At 73.4% G+C, this 15,188-nt stretch carries 11 protein-coding genes, 2 pseudogenes and 1 riboswitch; of the genes and pseudogenes, 3 read left to right on the forward strand and 10 right to left on the reverse strand.

Annotated elements, in window-relative coordinates; genetic code table 11:
* Window positions 1–36 precede the first annotated feature (36 nt).
* From D9753_RS13585 to D9753_RS13600, 4 genes are all read right to left on the reverse strand, one after another.
* On the reverse strand, window positions 37–1,491 hold the full coding sequence (locus tag D9753_RS13585) for a glycine hydroxymethyltransferase (RefSeq protein ID WP_121787267.1): 1,455 nt from the start codon (window positions 1,489–1,491) through the stop codon (window positions 37–39).
* Between the two features lie 32 nt (window positions 1,492–1,523).
* A riboswitch (ZMP/ZTP riboswitch) is annotated at window positions 1,524–1,613 on the reverse strand.
* A 76-nt stretch (window positions 1,614–1,689) separates the two neighbouring features.
* A complete protein-coding gene (locus D9753_RS13590; protein ID WP_121787268.1) occupies window positions 1,690–2,151 on the reverse strand; it encodes a nuclear transport factor 2 family protein in 462 nt (153 codons plus the stop codon).
* A gap of 79 nt (window positions 2,152–2,230) precedes the next feature.
* A complete protein-coding gene (locus tag D9753_RS13595) occupies window positions 2,231–3,415 on the reverse strand; it encodes a glutathionylspermidine synthase family protein (RefSeq protein WP_121787269.1) in 1,185 nt (394 codons plus the stop codon).
* Between the two features lie 11 nt (window positions 3,416–3,426).
* Entirely contained in the window at window positions 3,427–3,831 is a 405-nt protein-coding gene (locus D9753_RS13600) for a hypothetical protein (RefSeq protein WP_121787270.1), read from the reverse strand.
* A 119-nt stretch (window positions 3,832–3,950) separates the two neighbouring features.
* Here D9753_RS13600 and D9753_RS13605 point away from each other — a divergent pair, with 119 nt between their 5' ends.
* Entirely contained in the window at window positions 3,951–4,778 is an 828-nt protein-coding gene (locus tag D9753_RS13605; protein ID WP_121787271.1) for a DMT family protein, read from the forward strand.
* 22 nt (window positions 4,779–4,800) lie between these two features.
* Here the strand turns inward: D9753_RS13605 and pdxR are convergent, their stop codons facing one another.
* Window positions 4,801–6,201, reverse strand: coding sequence for a MocR-like pyridoxine biosynthesis transcription factor PdxR (pdxR, locus tag D9753_RS13610; protein WP_121787272.1), 1,401 nt, complete (start codon window positions 6,199–6,201; stop codon window positions 4,801–4,803).
* Between the two features lie 46 nt (window positions 6,202–6,247).
* Between pdxR and D9753_RS13615 the strand changes: the two genes are divergently transcribed.
* Complete coding sequence (locus D9753_RS13615; RefSeq protein ID WP_121787273.1) at window positions 6,248–6,748, forward strand: carboxymuconolactone decarboxylase family protein; 501 nt, start codon at window positions 6,248–6,250, stop codon at window positions 6,746–6,748.
* Window positions 6,749–6,813: 65 nt separating this feature from the next.
* Window positions 6,814–7,544, forward strand: a pseudogene (locus D9753_RS13620) (isocitrate lyase/PEP mutase family protein).
* Between the two features lie 6 nt (window positions 7,545–7,550).
* Here the strand turns inward: D9753_RS13620 and D9753_RS13625 are convergent.
* From D9753_RS13625 to D9753_RS13645, 5 genes and pseudogenes are all read right to left on the reverse strand, one after another.
* Window positions 7,551–8,504, reverse strand: a complete 954-nt coding sequence (locus tag D9753_RS13625; protein WP_121787274.1) for an ABC transporter substrate-binding protein — start codon at window positions 8,502–8,504, stop codon at window positions 7,551–7,553.
* A 1-nt stretch (window position 8,505) separates the two neighbouring features.
* Entirely contained in the window at window positions 8,506–10,452 is a 1,947-nt protein-coding gene (locus D9753_RS13630) for an ABC transporter permease (RefSeq protein WP_205614142.1), read from the reverse strand.
* Window positions 10,453–10,736: 284 nt separating this feature from the next.
* Window positions 10,737–11,814: pseudogene (locus tag D9753_RS13635) on the reverse strand (quaternary amine ABC transporter ATP-binding protein); the annotation flags it as partial.
* Complete coding sequence (locus tag D9753_RS13640; RefSeq protein WP_121787276.1) at window positions 11,811–13,343, reverse strand: GMC family oxidoreductase; 1,533 nt, start codon at window positions 13,341–13,343, stop codon at window positions 11,811–11,813. The pseudogene D9753_RS13635 and the gene D9753_RS13640, both read right to left, overlap by 4 nt.
* A gap of 42 nt (window positions 13,344–13,385) precedes the next feature.
* Window positions 13,386–14,906, reverse strand: a complete 1,521-nt coding sequence (locus D9753_RS13645) for an aldehyde dehydrogenase family protein (protein WP_121787277.1) — start codon at window positions 14,904–14,906, stop codon at window positions 13,386–13,388.
* Window positions 14,907–15,188: the final 282 nt, after the last annotated feature.

Genomic DNA, 15,188 nt, shown 5'->3' on the forward strand with positions numbered 1-15,188 from the left:
CGGCCGCGCGGTTCCCCGTGCCTGTGCCGGGGCGTCTCAGCCCAGGTCGACCTCCGGGTACAGCGGGAAGCCCGCCACCAGGTCGGTGGCCCGCCCGGCGATCTCCTGCGCGACCTTCTCGTCCAGGACGTGGGCGGCCCGGGAGGGGGCGCCCGACTTGGTGGTGCCCGGCTCGGTGGTGGTCAGGACACGGTCGATCAGACCCGCCACCTCGTCCATCTCCGCCGTGCCCAGGCCGCGGGTGGTGAGCGCGGGGGTGCCGACCCGGATGCCGGAGGTGTACCAGGCGCCGTTCGGGTCGGCCGGGATGGCGTTGCGGTTGGTGACGATGCCCGAGTCGAGGAGCGCCGCCTCGGCCTGGCGGCCGGTGAGGCCGTAGGAGGTGGCGACGTCGATCAGGTTGAGGTGGTTGTCCGTGCCGCCCGTGACCAGGGTGGCGCCGCGGCGCATCAGGCCCTCGGCGAGCGCGCGGGAGTTGTCCACGATGCGCTGGGCGTAGTCCTGGAAGGACGGCCTGCGGGCCTCGGCCAGGGCGACGGCCTTGGCGGCCATGACGTGCGGGAGCGGGCCGCCGAGGACCATCGGGCAGCCGCGGTCGACCTGGTCCTTGAGGGAGTCGTCGCACAGGACCATGCCGCCGCGCGGGCCGCGCAGGGACTTGTGGGTGGTCGTGGTGACGATCTGCGCGTGCGGGACCGGGTCGAATTCGCCGGTGAGGACCTTGCCGGCGACCAGGCCGGCGAAGTGCGCCATGTCGACCATGAGGGTGGCGCCGACCTCGTCGGCGATCTCCCGCATGAGCCGGAAGTTCACCAGCCGGGGGTAGGCGGAGTAGCCGGCGACGATGATCAGCGGCTTGAGCTCGCGGGCCTGGGCGCGCAGGGCGTCGTAGTCGATCAGGCCGGTGGCCGGGTCGGTGCCGTAGGAGCGCTGGTCGAACATCTTGCCGGAGATGTTCGGGCGGAATCCGTGGGTGAGGTGGCCGCCGGCGTCCAGGGACATGCCGAGCATGCGCTGGTTGCCGAAGGCCTGGCGCAGCTCGGCCCAGTCGGCCTCGGTCAGGTCGTTGACCTGGCGGGCGCCGGTCTTCTCCAGGAAGGGCGCCTCGACGCGGTCGGCGAGGACGGCCCAGAAGGCGACGAGGTTGGCGTCGATGCCGGAGTGCGGCTGGACGTAGGCGTGGCGGGCGCCGAAGAGTTCGCGGGCGTGCTCGGCGGCGAGGGACTCGACCGTGTCGACGTTGCGGCAGCCGGCGTAGAAGCGGCGGCCGACGGTGCCCTCGGCGTACTTGTCGCTGAACCAGTTGCCCATGGCGAGCAGGGTCGCCGGGGAGGCGTAGTTCTCGGAGGCGATCAGTTTGAGCATCTCGCGCTGGTCGGCGACCTCCTGGCCGATGGCGTCCGCGACGCGCGGCTCGACGGCGCGGACCACGTCGAGGGCGGCGCGGAAGGCCGTGGACTCGGTGGAGAGGGGGGCGGAATTCTCGGGCATCGGGACCTCCGGACGGCGTGCGTACAGCGTTCACGTTCGGCCCAGGCGCACGGCACTCTTTCCGGCTCGGGCCGCTCCCCGATGGTCCGTCCCATCCCAGCGCGCCAGTCACGGCCCGCTCGTCAGCCTACCCGGCGCGCCGGGCGGGGACGGGCGCGCGTCCACCATGCGAGCGACGAGGCGATGGCGCGGTGGCCGTCAGCGGAGCGGGAGGTCGGGTCCGTGGTCGCCGGCGGCGCGGGGGCCGTGGATGCGCCGGTCGGCCTCGGCGATGGCGACGTCGTTGATCGCGGCCTCACGACGCCGCATCAGACCGTGCTCGTCGAACTCCCACAGCTCGTTGCCGTAGCTGCGCCACCACTGACCGTCGGCGTCGTGCCACTCGTACTGGAAGCGGACGGCGATCCGGTCCCCGTGGAAGCTCCACAGGTTCTTGCGCAGCGCGTAGTCCAGTTCCCGGGCCCACTTCTCGGTCAGGAAGGCGACGATCTCCGCGTGGCCGGTGAGGAACAGGTCCCGGTTGCGCCAGACCGAGTCGGGTGTGTAGGCCAGCGCGACCCGCTGCGGGTCGCGGGTGTTCCAGGCGTCCTCGGCCGCCTGCACCTTCCGGAGGGCGGTCTCCAGGGTGAACGGGGGGCAGGGCGGGCGGGTCTCGGACACGGCGGCCTCCTCGGGGCGGCGGCGAACGGGAGGGGGACGAGCGTTCCCCTCGGCGCACGACCACGGTACGGCTCGGCGGTCAGAGGATCACGTGGGGCAGGAAACGGGCGTACTCGTCGGTGATCAGGCCGGAGGACTCGCGCAGACCGAGGCCGGCCGGTTCGTCCCGGACGACCCAGGCGCCGAGGACGACGTGGTTGCCGTCGAAGGCGGGGAGGGGGGCGAACTGCTGGTAGCAGCAGGGCTCGTCGCGGAGCACCGCGGGCGCGCCGGGCTTGTGCACGGTGACGCCCTCGCCCTCGCGGCCGAGGAGGGGTTTGGCGACGTAGCCGGCGGACGCGGCCAGCTCGCGGGGGCCGTCCAGGTGGGCGGGCAGGAGATTGGGGTGCCCGGGGTACAGCTCCCAGAGGATCGCCAGCAGGGCCTTGTTGCTCAGCAGCATCTTCCAGGCGGGTTCGATCCACAGGGTGCTGCCGGTCCCGCCGCCGTTGTCGAGGGTGTCCAGGACGTGCCGGCCGAAGGCGTCGGTGGTGAGCCACTCCCAGGGGTAGAGCTTGAAGAGGGCGCGGATGAAGCCGAGCCGGTTGTCGACGAAACGGCCGGAGAGGCTGTCCCAGCCGATCTCCTCCATGGCGAGCCAGTCGGTGGTGAGACCGGCCTGTTCGGCGGTCTCCTTCAGATAGGCGACCGTCATCAGGTCCTCGCCGAGTTCGTCGGCGGCGGAGTGCGCGAAGTGCAGGGGGCTGCCGGGCGGCAGGAGCGCGGCCTGCGCGCGCCAGGCGTCGACCAGCCGTTCGTGCAGGGAGTTCCACTGGTCGGCGCCGGGGAAGCGGTCCTCCATCCAGAACCACTGCGACGAGGCGGCCTCCACCAGGGAGGTCGGGGTGTCGGCGTTGTACTCCAGCAGCACGGCCGGGCCGGTGCCGTCGTAGCGCAGGTCGAAACGGCCGTAGAGGGAGGGGAGTTCGTCACGGCGGTGCCAGGACTCGGCGACGGCCGCGGCCACCCGCGGGTCGGTGATGCCGAGGTCGGCGAACCGGTCCTCGGCCACGATGTGCCCGGCCGCCGCCAGGCACATGCGGTGCAGTTCGCCGACGGTCTCCTCCAGCGCCTCCACCTCGTCCAGGGTGAAGACGTAGTAGGCGCTCTCGTCCCAGTAGGGGCGCAGGGAGCCGTCGGGGTGGCGGGTGAGCGGGTAGATCAGCCCCTGGGCCTCGACGGTCCGCTGCCAGCCGGGGCGGGGGTTGATGGTGCGGCGTTCCATGCGTGTCCCCGTCAGCCGCCGGAGCTGCCCTTGCCGCCGCCGAAGCCGCCGCGGTGCACTCCGGAGCCGTGGTGGTCGTCGTCCGACGAACCACCGCCGCCCTTGCCGGGCTTGGTGAAGGAGCCGCCGTCGACCCAGCCGTGCTTCTCGTCGCCCTCGTAGTACCAGGCGGCGTCGGCCGTCTTCCGCAGGGACTTCCCGGCGGTCCTCTTCTTCGCGCCCGTCCTCGGCGACGTGCCGCCGGTCCTGCAGTTCTTGTCGGAGACGACCTTGTAGCCCTTGGTGAGGCTGTAGCTGTCGCGGTCGACGCAGCGCTTGTCCGGCTCGGACCCGCAGGCCGTGAGGGCGGCGGCCAGCAGGCCCATGCCGCCGAGGACGACCGTGCCGGAGCGCAGTTGCCGGCGTGTGTCCGCCATGGTGGTGTCTCCCCCGTGTGCCGTGATGTCCGGCCGACAGCCTAGGCACCGGCGTGAGCGGCCGTACAGGCACCCCCTCGGTCCGCGGGCTCGCCTAGAGTCACTCCGTGCTTCTCGGAATGGTGTGCGCCCTCGGCGCGGCGGTCTGCTTCGGTACGGCGACGGTGTTGCAGGCGGTGGCCGCGCGGGCGGCGGTCGCCGACGGGGGCGGCGGGGACGCGGCGCTGCTGCTGCGGGCGCTGCGGCAGTGGCGGTACCTGGCCGGCCTCGCGCTGGACGGGCTCGGGTTCCTGCTCCAGATCGTGGCGCTGCGGTCACTGCCCATCTACGCGGTGGGCGCGGCGCTGGCGGCGAGCCTCGCGGTGACGGCGGTGGTGGCGGCGCGGCTGCTGCGGGTCCGGCTGAGCGGGGTGGAGTGGGCCGCCGTGGGCGTGGTGTGCGCGGGCCTCGCCCTGCTGGGACTGGCCTCGGGCGCGGAGGGCGAGCGGGAGGGACCGGACTGGCTGCGGTACGCGATGGTGGTCACGGCGGTGTGTGTGCTGCTGCTCGGCGCGGCCGGCGGCCGCCTCACGGGCCGGGCCCGCGCCCTGCTCCTGGGGCTCGGCGCCGGGTTCGGGTTCGGGGTGGTGGAGGTGGCGGTACGGCTGATCGACTCGCTGCGCCCGGCCGACCTGCTCACCAACCCGGCGACGTACGCCCTGCTGCTCGGCGGCGGCGCCGCGTTCCTGCTCCTCACCTCGGCCCTCCAGCGGGGCTCGGTGACGACCGCCACCGCCGGCATAGTCATCGGCGAGACGCTCGGCCCCGCCGCGGTGGGCGTGGTCTGGCTCGGCGACCGGACGCGGGAGGGCCTGGGCTGGTTGGCGGCCCTGGGCTTCGCGGTGGCGGTGGCGGGAGCCCTCCTGCTGGCCCGCTTCGGCGAGGCACCGACGGCGCAGGAGGTCTGAGGGTGCGGGGTCGGCGCGGGGCCTACGGCAGTACCCGGCACAGGGCTTGCAGGGTGGAGGTCCAGGTGCTGTCCGGTGGGGTGCCGTAGCCGACGACCAGGGCGTCCAGGGGGGTGGTGCGGGCCTGGGGGTGGCGGTGGAAGGCGAGGCCGTGCAGGGCCAGGCCCTGCCAGACGGCGGCCTGGACCACCGACTGTTCCGTGCCAGGGGGCAGGCGCAGCACCGCGTGCAGGCCGGCCGCGATGCCCGTCACCCGCACGTCGGGCGCGTGGTCGGCGACGGCCTCGGCGAGGGCGTCGCGGCGGCGCCGGTAGCGCAGGCGGGCGGAGCGGACGTGGCGGTCGTACGCGCCGGAGGTGATGAACTCGGCGAGGGTGAGCTGGTCCAGCGCGCCCACCGTGTCGATGCGGCCCTTCGCCGCGGTCACCCCCTGGACCAGGGACGGCGGCAGCACCATCCAGCCCAGGCGCAGTCCGGGTGCGAGGGACTTGCTGGCGGTGCCGAGGTGCACGACCCGGTCGGGGTCGAGGCCCTGGAGGGCGCCGACCGGCTGGCGGTCGTAGCGGAACTCGCCGTCGTAGTCGTCCTCCAGGACCAGTCCGCCGGTGCGGCGTGCCCAGTCGACGACGGCGGCCCGGCGGTCGGGGTGCAAGGGGGTGCCCATGGGGAACTGGTGCGCGGGGGTGAGCAGTACCGCGCCCGCGTCGCCCGGTGCCCGCGGGTCCGTGCCGAGTTCGTCGTAGGGCAGCGCGGGCGTGGTGAGGCCGGCGTCCCGCAGCAGCCGCCAGTACGCGTCCACGCCGTACGACTCGACCGCCACGGTCCGTACGCCGCGCTCCCGCAGCACCTTGCCGAGGATGACCAGGGCGTGCGAGAAGCCCGCGGTGATCACGACGGTCTCCGGGGTTGCGCGGACGCCCCGGGCGCGGGCGAGGTAGCCGGCGAGGGCGGTGCGCAGTTCGGGCCGGCCGTGCGGGTCGCCGTAGCCGAGGGCGTGGAAAGGGGCGGTGGCCAGGGCGCGGCGGGCGGCCCGGAGCCATTCGGTGCGCGGGAAGGCGGCGAGGTCGGGGGTGCCGGGGGTGAGGTCGTGGGCCGGCGCCGCGGGGGTACGGCGGGGTGCCGGGCGGGCGGCGGGAGTCACCGGGGTGCTGTGGGGCACGCCGGTGGCCACCCGGGTGCCGGAGCCCTGCCGGGCGGTGAGCCAGCCCTCGGCGACCAGGTCGGCGTAGGTCTCGGCGACGGTGTTGCGGGCGATGCCGAGGTCGGCGGCGAGGGTGCGGGAGGACGGCAGGCGGGTGCCGGGGGTGAGGCGGCCGGTGCGGACGGCGTCGCGCAGGGCGTCGGTCAGGCCGCGGCGCAGCCCGCCGGCGCGGGTGGGTTCGAGGTGCAGGTCGACGCCCAGAGTGGCCCAGGATCTTGCCATGGAAATGGACCATACTCCTGGGCTGCCTGGCTTCTAGGGTCGAGGCATGAGCACTACTGAGGCAACCGGCGCCTACGCCGCAGAGGAGGCCCCGCGGCTGCGCTGGGCCGAGCACGCACCCGAGGTCTACAAGGCGATGATCCGACTGGAGACCGCCGCCCGGAAGGGCCTGGACCCGACGCTGTACGAGCTGGTGAAGATCCGCGCCTCGCAGATCAACCACTGCGCGTTCTGCCTCGACATGCACACCAAGGACGCGCTTGCGGCCGGGGAGAGCGTCGAGCGGATCGTGCAGCTCAGCGCGTGGCAGGAGTCGCGGCACTTCTACACGGAGAAGGAGCTGGCCGCGATCGAGCTGACCGAGGCGGTCACCGTGCTGACGGAAGGCTTCGTGCCCGACGAGGTGTACGACCGGGCCGCGAGCCACTTCGAGGAGGCCGAGCTGTCCCAGTTGATCGCCGCGATCACGGTGATCAACGCCTGGAACCGGTTCGGTGTGACCACCCGGATGACCCCGGGCCACTACCGGCCGGGGCAGCACACGTGAGCCGTACACAGCTACTGGAACCGGCGGATGGTCAGCCGCCGCGTCGCACCGGGGGGTCATCAGCCGTGAGCAAGGTGGAGCAGTTCCGCGCCCTGCACGTCCGGCGGGGGCCGGACGAGCCGCTGGTGCTGCCCGGCCCCTGGGACGCGGCCAGCGCCCGGGTGTTCGTGGCGGCCGGGTTCCCGGCACTGGCCACGCCGAGCGCCGGGGTGGCGGCCTCCCTCGGCTACGAGGACGGGGCCACCCCGGCCGACGAGATGTTCGCGGCTGTCGCCCGGATCACGCGGGCGGTGGACGTGCCGGTGTCGGCGGACGTCGAGGGCGGGTACGGGCTCGCGCCGAAGGAGCTGGTGGAGCGGCTGCTGGAGGCGGGGGCGGTGGGGTGCAACCTTGAGGACTCGGACGACGAGGGTGTCCTCAAGGACCGGCACGCGCACGCCGAGTACCTCGCCGAGGTCCGTGCGGCCGCCGCGGACCGGCTCTTCGTCAACGCCCGCGTCGACGTCTTCGTCCACGGCGACGGCGACCCCGAACGGGCCATCGAGCGGGCCGCGTCCTACGTGGCGGCGGGCGCGGACTGCGTCTACCCGATCCTGGCCCCGCCCGCCGTGCTGCCGCTGCTGCGCTCCGGCATCCAGGGCCCGCTGAACGCCCTGGCCCGGCTGGACGGGGACGACGGCCCCTCGCCCGCGCCGCGCTCGGCGAACTCGGGGCCACCCGGATCACGTTCGGTCCGGGACTCCAGCGACGGGCGTCCGCGGCGCTGGCCGGGATCGCCCACGGTCTGCGCGGGTGAGGGCCGTCATGACAGCCACCGCTTCCACACGGCGGGGTGGCTGTCCACCCACTTCCGCGCCGCCTCGGCCGGGTCGAGCTTCTGCTCGGCGATCATCAGCGAGACCTCGTTCTGGTCCTCGGTGGTCCACCGGAACTTCTTCAGGAAGGCCGCGGCCCGGCCCCCGTGCCGCACGAAGCCGGCGTTGAGGTACTTCTGGAGCGGGGTGTGCGGGTAGGCGCAGGCGACCTTCGCCGCGTCCGCGTCGCAGCCCTCCTTGTACGGCGGCAGCCTCACCTCCGTCATGGGGACCTTCTTGAACAGCCACTGGGGCGCGTACCAGTAGGTCAGGAACGGCTTCTTGTCCTTGGCGAACTGCTTGATCTGCGTGATCTGCGCCGCCTCGGACCCAGCGAAGACGACCCGGTAGTCCAGTTGGAGGTTCTTCACCAGCGCCCTGTCGTTGGTGACATAGGACGGGGAGCCGTCCATCAACTGGCCCTTGCCGCCGCTCTCCGCGGTGCGGAAGAGGGAGGCGTACTTGTTCAGGTTCCGCCAGTCGGTGATGTCCGGGTGCTGCTTCACCAGGTACGTCGGCACGTACCAGCCGATGTGACCGGTCACCCCGAGGCCGCCGCCGGGGGCGATCGTCCTCTTGTCGTGGACGTACCGGTTCTCCTGGTCGGGGTGGCCCCAGTCCTCCAGCAGGGCGTCGACCCGGCCCTGGCTGAGCGCGTCCCACGCGGGCACCTCGTCGACCTGGACGGTGTCGACGCGGTAGCCCAGCTTGTGTTCGAGGAGGTACTGGGCGACGGCCACGTCGGCCTGCGCGCCCACCCAGGACTGCACGGACAGGGTGACCGTCTTCGATCCCTGGGCGTTCGCGAACGGGCTGGCCTGCTTCGTCATGTCGGCGGCGCCGCAGCCGGTCGCGGTCAGCAGCGTCAGCGCGCCCGCCAGGGCGGTCGTACGTCGTCGCATGTCAGGCTCCCTTCCTCGCGTGCCGCTCGGTCGGCTGGGTGACACGGTCCAGCATCAGGCCCAGGCAGACGATCGCCGCTCCGGCGACCAGGCCGGTCGCCAGGTCGCCCTGGGCGAGGCCGAAGGCGACGTCGTAGCCGAGGGCGCCACCGCCGACCAGGCCGCCGATGATGACCACGGCCAGCACCAGGACGACACCCTGGTTGACGGCGAGCAGCAGGGAGCGCCGGGCCAGTGGGAGCTGGACCTGCCACAACTGCTGGCGGCCGGTCGCGCCGAGCGAGCGCGCGGACTCCAGCGCGGCCTCGTCGACCTGGCGCAGGCCCTGCGCGGTGATCCGGACGACGGCCGGGAGGGCGTAGACGACGGCCGCGGCGACCGCGGGGGCGCGGCCGACGCCGAACAGGGCGACGACCGGGATGAGGTACACGAACTGCGGCATCGTCTGGCACACGTCCAGCACGGGCCGCAGGACCCGCTCGACGCGGTCGCTGCGGGCCGCGGCGATACCGGTGGCGAAGCCGAGGACGAGGGTCACGGCGACCGCGGCGAGCACCTGCGAGAGGGTGTCCAGGGACGGCTCCCACACACCGAGCACACCGATCGCGGCCATGGCGAGGACGGCGGTCAGCGCGGTACGCCAGGTGCCGATCAGCCAGGCGAGGGCGGCGACGACGAGCAGCACCGACCACCAGGGCAGCCACTGGAGTCCGTCGCGTACGGGGTCCAGGACCCAGGTGGTGAAGTGGCCCGCCCAGTCGGCCGTACCGCCGATGACGGGGACGCCGGAGTACAGGTGGGAGGTCATCCAGTCGACAGCGCGGTTGACCGGTCCGGCGATGGCCAGCGTCCAGCCGGAGGGCCAGTCGAGCGCGCCGAGGAGGCGGGCGGCGAAGGCGGCGGCGACGGTGACGGCCAGGGCGTACGGCCGGCCGATCGTGCGGGGGCGGCCGGTGGCCGGGGTGCCGGCGCCGGCGGCGCCGGTGACGCGGTCCAGGACCACCGCCAGCAGCACGATCGGGATGCCGGCCGCGAGGGCCGCGCCGACGTCGACCGAGGCGAGGGCCTGGTAGACGCGGTCGCCGAGGCCGCCGGCGCCGATGACCGCCGCGATGACGGCCATGGACAGCGCCATCATGATCGTCTGGTTGAGGCCGAGGAGGAGTTCCTTGCGGGCCAGTGGGACACGGGCGGTCAGCAGCCGCTGCCGCGCGGTGGAGCCGAGCGACTCCACGGCCTCCAGGACTTCGGGGTCGGCGCCGCGCAGACCGAGCGAGGTGAGGCGGGCCATCGGCGGGGCGGCGTAGACGACGGTGGCGAGGACGGCCGCGGGGACGCCGATGCCGAAGACCAGGACGACGGGGAGGAGGTAGGCGAACGCGGGGAGCACCTGCATGGTGTCCAGGACCGGGCGCAGGGCGCGGTCGAGCCGGTCGGAGAGGCCCGCGCCGAGACCGAGGACGGTGCCCACGGCGACGGAGGCGAGGACGGCGACCACCATCAGGGCGAGGGTCTGCATCGTCGGCACCCACATGCCGAGCGCTCCGCAGGCCAGGACGGCGGCCGCGGTGCCGGCGGCGAGACGGGCGCCGCCCAGGCGCCAGGCGGTGAGCGCGCCGAACGCGGTGACGCCGGCCCAGCCCGCGGCGAGGAGGGTGAGGTAGACGGCGCGGACGGCCCAGATGACGGCGTTGCTGATGTAGCCGAAGAAGTAGAGGAACAGGGGGTGGCTGTCCCGGTTGTCCATGACCCAGTCGCCGGCCGTGGCGAGGGGCTTGGTGAGGCTGACCGTCAGTTCGTGGGGCCAGGCGGCGCCGGGCCAGTGGGTGGCCGCCCAGGGCGCGAGGACGGCGGCGAGGACGGCGAGCAGGAGGAGCTTGCCCGCGGCTCTGCTCCGGAGGACGCGGGGGGTGCCCGTGCGGGAGGTGGGGACGGTGAGGGTTGCCATCACACGGCCTCCGGGCTGGTACGGGCCCCGGGTGAGGGCGCGGCCTCCGGACCGGTGCGGGCGCCGCGCTGGAGCGTCTGCCGGTGCCTGCCGGGTGCCGTCCTGCCGGGCACGGACGCCGGCCCGGCGGCAAGGGGGCCCGGGGCCGCGTCGGCGGTACCCGGCGCGCTGACGCCGGTGCCGGTTCCCGTGGTGCCGCCGAAGCCGGGGGCGCCGGTGGCGGCCGGGGTGCCGGGGGTGCCGCTGCCGGCCGGGGTGCCGGGCATGTCGGTCGGCGGGGTGCCGGGCGTGTCGGCTGTCGTCGGGATGCCGGCGACGACACCGAGGAGCTGCTCGTGGTCGACCACGCCCATGCACGCGCCCGCGTTCATGACCCGGGCCGGGCTGCCCGCCCTGGCCACCGCCTCGATCGCCTCCGCCACCGTGGCCTCCGGGCGGAGCGCGGGACCGCTGCCGGCCTCCTCCGCGGACGCGGGCCGCATCGCCGTACGCACCGTCATCACCTGCTCGCGCGGGACCTCCCGGACGAACTCGCGGACGTAGTCGTCGGCGGGTGAGCCCACGATCTCCTCGGGTGTGCCGAGCTGGACCACCCGGCCGTCACGCATGAGGGCGATGCGGTCGCCGAGTTTCAGCGCCTCGCTCAGGTCGTGGGTGATGAAGACCATCGTGCGGCCCTCCTCGCGGTGCAGGCGGGTCACCTCGTCCTGCATGTCGCGGCGGATGAGCGGGTCGAGGGCGCTGAACGGCTCGTCGAAGAGCAGGACCTCGGGGTCCACCGCCAAGGCCCGGGCCAGGCCCACGCGCTGGCGCTGGCCGCCGGAGAGCTGGCCGGGGCGGCGCTTCTCCATGCCTTCGAGGCCGACCTTGGCGACGAACCCGGCGGCGCGCTCCCGGCGTTCGGATCTGCTGACGCCCTGGATCTCCAGGCCGTAGGCGACGTTGTCGAGGACCGTGCGGTGCGGGAGCAGGCCGAAGTGCTGGAAGACCATCGCGGCGCGGTGGCGGCGCAGTTCGCGCAGCCGGGTCCGGTCCATCGCGCGGACGTCCTCGCCGTCGATGGCGATGCTGCCGGCGGTGGGTTCGATCAGCCGGGTCAGGCAGCGGACCAACGTGGACTTGCCGGAGCCGGACAGGCCCATCACCACGAAGACCTCGCCCTTGCGGACGTCGAAGGAGACGTCGCGGACGGCGGCCGTGCAGCCGGTGCGGGCGCGCAGGTCGGCCGGGCTGAGCTGCCTGAGTTCGGGGTCGGCCGGGACGCGGCCGGACTTGGGTCCGAACACCTTCCACAGGCCGGAGACCGAGAAGACAAGGAGCGTCGGTGGTGGGGGGCTTGCGGGTGGGCACGGTGGGGGTCATCGGGGATCGCCTCCGATCAGGTCGACGGCCTTCTCCCCGACCATGAGCACCCCGATCATCGGGTTCACGGCGGTCATGGTGGGGAAGACGGACGCGTCGGCGATGCGAATGCCGGACAGACCGCGGATCCTCAGCTCCGGGTCGACCACGGCGAGTTCGTCGTCGGCGGCGCCCATCTTGCAGGTGCCGGCCGGGTGGTAGACGGTGTGCGCGACCTTGCGGGCGTACTCGCTCAGCTCCGCGTCGCCGAGGATCTCCGGGCCCGGGCAGACCTCGCGCTTGAGCCAGCCGGCCAGCGGCTCGGTCCTCGCGATCTCGCGTGCGATGCGGATGCCGTCGACGAGGGTCCGGGCGTCGTAGTCGTCCTCGTCGGTGAAGTACCGGAAGTCCAGGGCGGGCTTCACGGACGGGTCGGCGCTGGTGAGGTAGAGCCGGCCGCGGCTCTTCGGCTTGGGGATGTTCGGGGTCATCGAGACGCCGTACGCCGGGCGTTCGTAGCCGAGGCGCTCGGGGTTGTCGGTGAACGGGATCTGGTAGAAGTGGAACATCAGGTCGGGGCCCGCGTGCTGGGGGTCGCGGCGCACGAAAAGGCCCGCGTCGGAGTCCATCGCGGAGTTCTCCGGGATCGGGCCGTGGGTCTCCCAGACGATCACCGACTCGGGGTGGTCGAGCAGGTTCTCGCCGACACCGGGCAGGTCGTGCGCGACGGGGATGCCGAGCGCCTGAAGGTCCTCGGCGGGGCCGATGCCCGAGTGCAGCAGCAGCCGCGGGGTGTCGACGGCGCCCGCGCACAGGACGACCTCCTCGCGGGCCCGGACCAGCAGTTCCTCGCCGTCCTTGGTGCGCACGTGGACGCCCTCGGCGCGGGTGCCGTCCAGTTCCAGCCGGTACGCCCAGGTCTCCAGGAAGAAATGGAGGTTCGGGCGCTCGTCCAGCACCGGGTGCAGGTAGGCCACGGAGGCGGAGGAGCGCTTGTTGTCCTCGGGGTGGTAGGCGAGGTCGAAGAAACCGGCGCCCTCGGTGAACGGCGCGCGGTTGAAGCCCTCGACCCCGGGTACCCCGAGTGCCGACCGGGCGGCGTCGACGAAGTCGCGGGCGATGGCGTTCCGGTCCTTCTCGTCGACGGTGACGATGTTGTTCTTGAGGCGGGTGAAGTAGGCCTCCATGGGGACGGCGCCCCAGCCCTTGGCGCCGGCCGCCTCCCACTCGTCCCAGTCGGAGGGCAGGGGCTTGAACGAGATGAGGGTGTTGTGCGAGGAGCAGCCGCCCAGGACGCGGGCGCGGCTGTGCCGGATGTGGGAGTTGCCGCGGGGCTGCTCCACCGTCGGGTAGTCGTAGTCGAGTTCGCCGCCGAGCAGGCCCATCCAGCGGCGCAGCGTGAGGACGTCGTCGCGGCCGACGTCGCTCGGGCCGCCCTCGATGACGGCGACGGTGACGTCCGGGTTCTCGGTGAGGCGGGAGGCGATGACGGAGCCCGCGGTGCCGCCGCCGATGACGACGTAGTCGTAGAGGTGGGGGGTGTGGGACATGGGGGTGCTGCTCCGGAGGTGTGGAAGGAGTCGGGCGGGGGCTCAGCCGGCGAACCAGCGGACCGGCTTCGGCGCCAGGTTCTGGTAGACGTGCTTGGTCTCGCGGTACTCGGCGAGCCCGGCGGGGCCGAGTTCGCGGCCGGTGCCGCTCCTGCCGAAGCCGCCCCACTCCGCCTGCGGCAGGTAGGGGTGGAAGTCGTTGATCCAGACGGTGCCGTGGCGCAGGCGGGCGGCGACGCGCCGGGCGCGGCCGGGGTCGATGGTCCAGACGGCGCCGGCGAGGCCGTACTCGGTGTCGTTGGCGAGGAACACGGCCTCCTCCTCCGTCCGGAAGGTCTCGACGGTGAGGACCGGGCCGAAGACCTCCTCGCGGACGACCTTCATCTCGCGGTGGCAGGCGTCGAGGACGGTCGGCTCGTAGAAGTAACCGGTCTCCGGGCGGGCCGGCGACGGTGCGGGCCGCTTCCCTCCGCAGCGCAGCACCGCACCCTCCGCGAGCGCGGAGGCGACGTACGACTCGGTCTTGGCGCGCTGCTGCTCGGAGACGAGCGGGCCGCACTCGACGCCGTCCTCGGTGCCGCGGCCCAGGCGGATTTTCGTGGCGCGGCGGGCGAGTTCGGCTACGAAGCGCTCGCGGACCGACTCCTCGACGATGAGGCGGGCGCCGGCCGAGCAGACCTGGCCACTGTGGATGAAGGCCGCGTTGAGGGCCTGGTCGACGGCGGTGTCGAAGCCCTCCTCGGTGGCGCAGGCGTCCGCGAAGACGACGTTGGGGTTCTTGCCGCCGAGTTCCAGGGCGACCTTCTTGACGGTGGGCGCCGCGGCCTGGGCGACCTTGGTGCCGCTGGCCAGGCCGCCGGTGAAGGAGACGAGGTCGACGCCGGGGTGTTCGGCGAGCCGGGCGCCGACGGTGTGGCCGGGGCCGGTGACGAGGTTGGCGACGCCCTCCGGCAGTCCGGCCTCGGCCAGCAGTCCGACCAGCGCGACGGTGGTCATCGGGGTGATCTCGCTGGGCTTGATCACGAAGGTGTTGCCGGCGGCGAGCGCCGGGGCGATCTTCCAGCTCGCCTGGAGGAGCGGGTAGTTCCACGGGGTGATCAGCGCGCAGACGCCGACCGGCTCGTGGACGACCACGCTGTGGATGCCGGGCGAGCCCGCGTCGACGACCCGGCCGGGTGCCTCGGCGGCGACCAGGTCGGCGAAGTAGCGGAAGGCGTCGGCGACGCAGTCGATGTCGACGCGGCCCTCCTCGACGGTCTTGCCCGCGTCCCGGCTCTCCAGCAGGCCGAGTTCCTCGCGGTCGCGGACGAGGAGGTCGGCGACGCGGCGCAGCAGGGCGGCGCGGTCGGCGACCGGGGTGCGCGGCCAGGGGCCGTGGTCGAAGGCCTGCCGGGCGGCGGCGACCGCACGTTCGGCGTCCTTCTCGTCGCCCTCCGCGACCACGGCGAAGGGCCGGGCGTCCGCGGGGTCGAGGATCTCGCGGGTCGCGCCGGAGATCGCTTCCAGCCACTCGCCGCCCGCGTGGATGGTCGCCTGAGGGTGTCGTTCCGTTCTGTCCGCCATGATGGGTATCGCCTTCCGTTCCTGTTCGGTACCCCTCTGTCACACGTAGGTCACGCTCGGGGACCGCGGTCGCCTGCCCAAACGCCTGCCACGCATGCACAATCCATGGCCGAAAGTGCGCCGCGTCACGGAAAAGCCGGCTGAAAAAGGCACAAAGGCGGGTCTGGAAGGGGCTGCGAAAGGCGTCGGACGGGGTCTGCCCGTCCGCCGGGCTCCGGAGTCGGCGTCGTGCCGCGGGTGCCAGGCGCAGCCGATCGGGACGGCCGGCAGCGGGAGCGGGAT

It is taken from the genome of Streptomyces dangxiongensis (assembly GCF_003675325.1).
Classification (GTDB): Bacteria; Actinomycetota; Actinomycetes; order Streptomycetales; family Streptomycetaceae; genus Streptomyces; species Streptomyces dangxiongensis.

What these genes read in the sequence shown, in the direction of transcription:
- D9753_RS13585 (WP_121787267.1), bottom strand. Translation starts at nt 1,491, where the DNA reads ATGCCCGAGAATTCCGCCCCCCTCTCCACCGAGTCCACGGCCTTCCGC.
- D9753_RS13595 (WP_121787269.1), bottom strand. Translation starts at nt 3,415, where the DNA reads ATGGAACGCCGCACCATCAACCCCCGCCCCGGCTGGCAGCGGACCGTC.
- D9753_RS13600 (WP_121787270.1), bottom strand. Translation starts at nt 3,831, where the DNA reads ATGGCGGACACACGCCGGCAACTGCGCTCCGGCACGGTCGTCCTCGGC.
- D9753_RS13605 (WP_121787271.1), top strand. Translation starts at nt 3,951, where the DNA reads ATGGTGTGCGCCCTCGGCGCGGCGGTCTGCTTCGGTACGGCGACGGTG.
- pdxR (WP_121787272.1), bottom strand. Translation starts at nt 6,201, where the DNA reads ATGGCAAGATCCTGGGCCACTCTGGGCGTCGACCTGCACCTCGAACCC.
- D9753_RS13615 (WP_121787273.1), top strand. Translation starts at nt 6,248, where the DNA reads ATGAGCACTACTGAGGCAACCGGCGCCTACGCCGCAGAGGAGGCCCCG.
- D9753_RS13625 (WP_121787274.1), bottom strand. Translation starts at nt 8,504, where the DNA reads ATGCGACGACGTACGACCGCCCTGGCGGGCGCGCTGACGCTGCTGACC.
- D9753_RS13630 (WP_205614142.1), bottom strand. Translation starts at nt 10,452, where the DNA reads ATGGCAACCCTCACCGTCCCCACCTCCCGCACGGGCACCCCCCGCGTC.
- D9753_RS13640 (WP_121787276.1), bottom strand. Translation starts at nt 13,343, where the DNA reads ATGTCCCACACCCCCCACCTCTACGACTACGTCGTCATCGGCGGCGGC.
- D9753_RS13645 (WP_121787277.1), bottom strand. Translation starts at nt 14,906, where the DNA reads ATGGCGGACAGAACGGAACGACACCCTCAGGCGACCATCCACGCGGGC.